At 64.9% G+C, this 3,330-nt stretch carries 1 protein-coding gene; it reads right to left on the reverse strand.

Annotated features, from left to right (window positions below; all coding sequences use genetic code 11):
- Positions 1 to 3,330: non-ribosomal peptide synthetase (locus B8W69_RS29335; RefSeq protein ID WP_133058059.1), on the reverse strand; the 3,330-nt coding region annotated here is incomplete at both ends.

The raw sequence follows: 3,330 nt of genomic DNA on the forward strand, positions 1-3,330 counted from the left end.
CGCCAACGGCGCCCACTCGGGGCCATGCCCCGCACACCGGCTGGCATAGGCCACCCCCAGATCGGCCACCAGCGGGGCGATCGACAAGCCGTCGGCGGCGATATGATGCACCACGGCCACCAACACATGCTCGTCCTCGCTGACACGGAAAAGTGTTGCCCGCAACGGGATCTCGGTCGCCAGGTCAAACGGCCGACGCGCCGCCGCCTCGATGGCCCCCTCCAGCCGGGTTGTCGACCAGCCTGTGGCATCAACGACGTCCCAGCCAAAGTCGGCCCGCTCCACCGGAATAACCACCTGCTGGGGCACACCCTCGGGCGCGGCAAACCGGGTCCGCAGACTCTCGTGACGGCCCACCACATCGGCCAACGCCGCACCCAACACGTCGGCATCCAGCCGCCCGCCCAGCCGCAACCCCGCCGCCATGTTGTAAATCGGTGAAGGCCCCTGCAACTGATCGATAAACCACAACCGCTGCTGGGCAAACGACAACGGCACCACCGCGAGCCGCTCAACCGCCACCAACGGCTCGCGCCCACCCCCATCGGCACCGATACGCGGCACCAACTGGGCCACCGTGGGCGCCTCGAACACGGTGCGCACCGCAAGACCGGCGTCCAGACCGGCGTTGACCGCGCCAACCAGACGCATCGCGGACAACGAATCCCCACCCAAATCAAAGAACGAATCGTCAACCCCGACCCGCTCCACACCCAGCACCCGGGCGAAGATGCCGGCCAGGATCTCCTCGGTGGGTGATTCCGGGGCCCGGTACGCACCGACGGTGTACTCCGGTGCCGGCAAGGCACGGGTATCGAGTTTGCCGTTAACCGTCAACGGCAGCACGTCCAACACCACCACCGCGGCCGGCACCATATACTCCGGCAACCGCTCGGCCAGCTGGGAGCGCAGCTGCACCGGATCGGCGGCCCCGGTGACATAGCCCACCAGCCGCTTATCACCCGGGCGGTCCTCCCGGGCAACCACCACCGCCTGCTCCACCCCGGCCAACCCGGCCAGCGCCGCACGCACCTCACCGAGCTCGATGCGATACCCGCGGACCTTCACCTGCTCATCGGCACGCCCCAGATACCGCAACTGCCCATCGGCACCCCACCACACCAGATCCCCGGTGCGATACATCCGCGCCCCAGACTCCCCAAACGGGCATGCCACAAACCGCGACCCGGTCAACGCAGCCCGGCCCACATACCCACACGCCACGCCGCGACCGGCCACATACAACTCGCCGACCACACCGACCGGCACCGCACGCAACCAACCATCCAGCACAAACAACGCCGCAGTCGACACCGGCGCACCGATCGGCGGCGTCCCCGACCCCGCCGCCAAAGCACTCATCGACGCATACACCGTGGCCTCGGTCGGGCCATAGGCATTGATCACCACCCGCCCCGGCGCCCACGCATCCACCACCTCGGCCGGACACGCCTCACCGCCGAGCAGCAACGCCACCGACTCCAACCCCTCCGGCGCCAACGTCCCCACCGCCGACGGGGTTTGGGTGAGCACATTGACCCGTTCACGGACCAGCAGGGCGTGGAAATCATCCGGCGAGCCGACCACCGAGTCGGGCACGACCACCAACCGCCCACCGCCGAGCAGCGCCGCCCAGATCTCCCACACCGAGAAGTCGAAAGCATAGGAATGGCACTGCGTCCACACCTGCGCCGCCGGCAGATCTAAGGGCTGCGAATCCGCCACATGGGTCAGGTTGCGGTGGGTGACCGCAACCCCCTTGGGCACCCCGGTCGTGCCCGAGGTGTAAATCAGGTAAGCAATATCCCCCGGGTCCGGCACCGGTGGTGCCGTGCTGGATTGCGCTTCCACAGCGGGGTCGTTGACATCGATGACCACCACGTCATGCCCGTCCAACCGCGCGCGTAGGGCCGCGCAGGTGATGACGGCGATCGGCGCGGCATCGGTGAGCATGAACCCGACCCGCGCCCCCGGCAACGCCGGGTCAATCGCCAAGTAAGCCGACCCCGCCTTCAACACCGCCAACATCGCCACCACGGCCGAGGATGAACGTTCCAACAACAACGCCACGCAGTGCCCCGCACCCACCCCATGGCCGATCAGCAAGTGCGCCAACCGGTTAGCCGCGTCCTCGAGCTCCCGATACGTCATCGAGCCGCCCTCGAAACTCACCGCCACCGCCTCGGGAGCGCGGGCCACCTGGCGAGCAAACAGCACCGGAATCGACACCGGCCGCGGTGCGGGCTCGGTCAACACCGACCGATTACCCCACCCATCCAGACGCGTGTACTCACCAGCACTCAACACATCCACCGACGACAACGATCGCCCCGGATCAGCGGCCATCGCCACCAACAACCGCTGCAACCGCCCCGCTAAATCCGAGACGTCAAAACTCGAAAAAGGCTGCCCGGCACCGGCCGTGCTGAAAAGCTGCTCATCACCGAATCCATAGAACAACAGCCCGAAGTGACCTATCGGGCCAAAAGTGGTATAGGTCGCTGTTGCCGGAACACCGCCGAGATCCAGGGTCAGTCTGGCCGGCACGAAATTAAGAACTACCCGATTTGCCGCCTGCGTGAGGCCGCGAACATCACCGTCACCCTCGAGAAGGTGCACCGGAAACCGCTGATGTTTCACCGCTTCTCGTATTCGTGTGTCAACGTGTTTACAGAAATCGGCTACTAAGGATTCCGGCGACGCAGTCAAGACCAGCGGTACCACCCCGGCCACCATCCCGGGAAGCAGCTTTGACGCGGGACCTACTCGCCTGCTGACCGGGAAGTTGAACACCACCTCTGAACCGTCAGCGTCGAACGCACCCACCAGAAGTGCGCACGCCGCGGTGAGGACCGATGATCGACGGACACCCAACCTCTTGGCTAGTTCTTTGATTCGGCCGATGACGAACGGGTCCAATTGAACCGGCGCCGACGGCCAATACGAATCCCGATCGCTCGCGGCCTGAGGCAACCGATAATCCGGTCCGTTTTCCTGGGGAAGGTTCTCGCTCCAATAGGCCTGATCTTCCAAATAATCGGTGGACGTTTCGTACTCTGACTCGCAGTCAACCAAGTCCTGTAACGAGCCAAAAAATGGAGGTGGGATCGGGGCGCCGGAGGCAATTGCAGAGTAGATAGTTGCAATCCGACGGCCTACCAAGCCAATGCCGGTTCCGTCCACGATTATGTGGTGGCTGCAGACGAACCAGAAATATTCGTCGGGTCGCGTCTGGAATAACGCGAAATTGAACAGCGGGCCGGTGAACGGCATCGGCGTGCGTTGGATCGTGGCTGCTAGTTCATGGGCTTCCTGCTCGGCATGGTCCGA

Origin of the sequence: Mycolicibacterium vulneris (assembly GCF_002104765.1) — a bacterium.
GTDB lineage: Bacteria > Actinomycetota > Actinomycetes > Mycobacteriales > Mycobacteriaceae > Mycobacterium > Mycobacterium vulneris.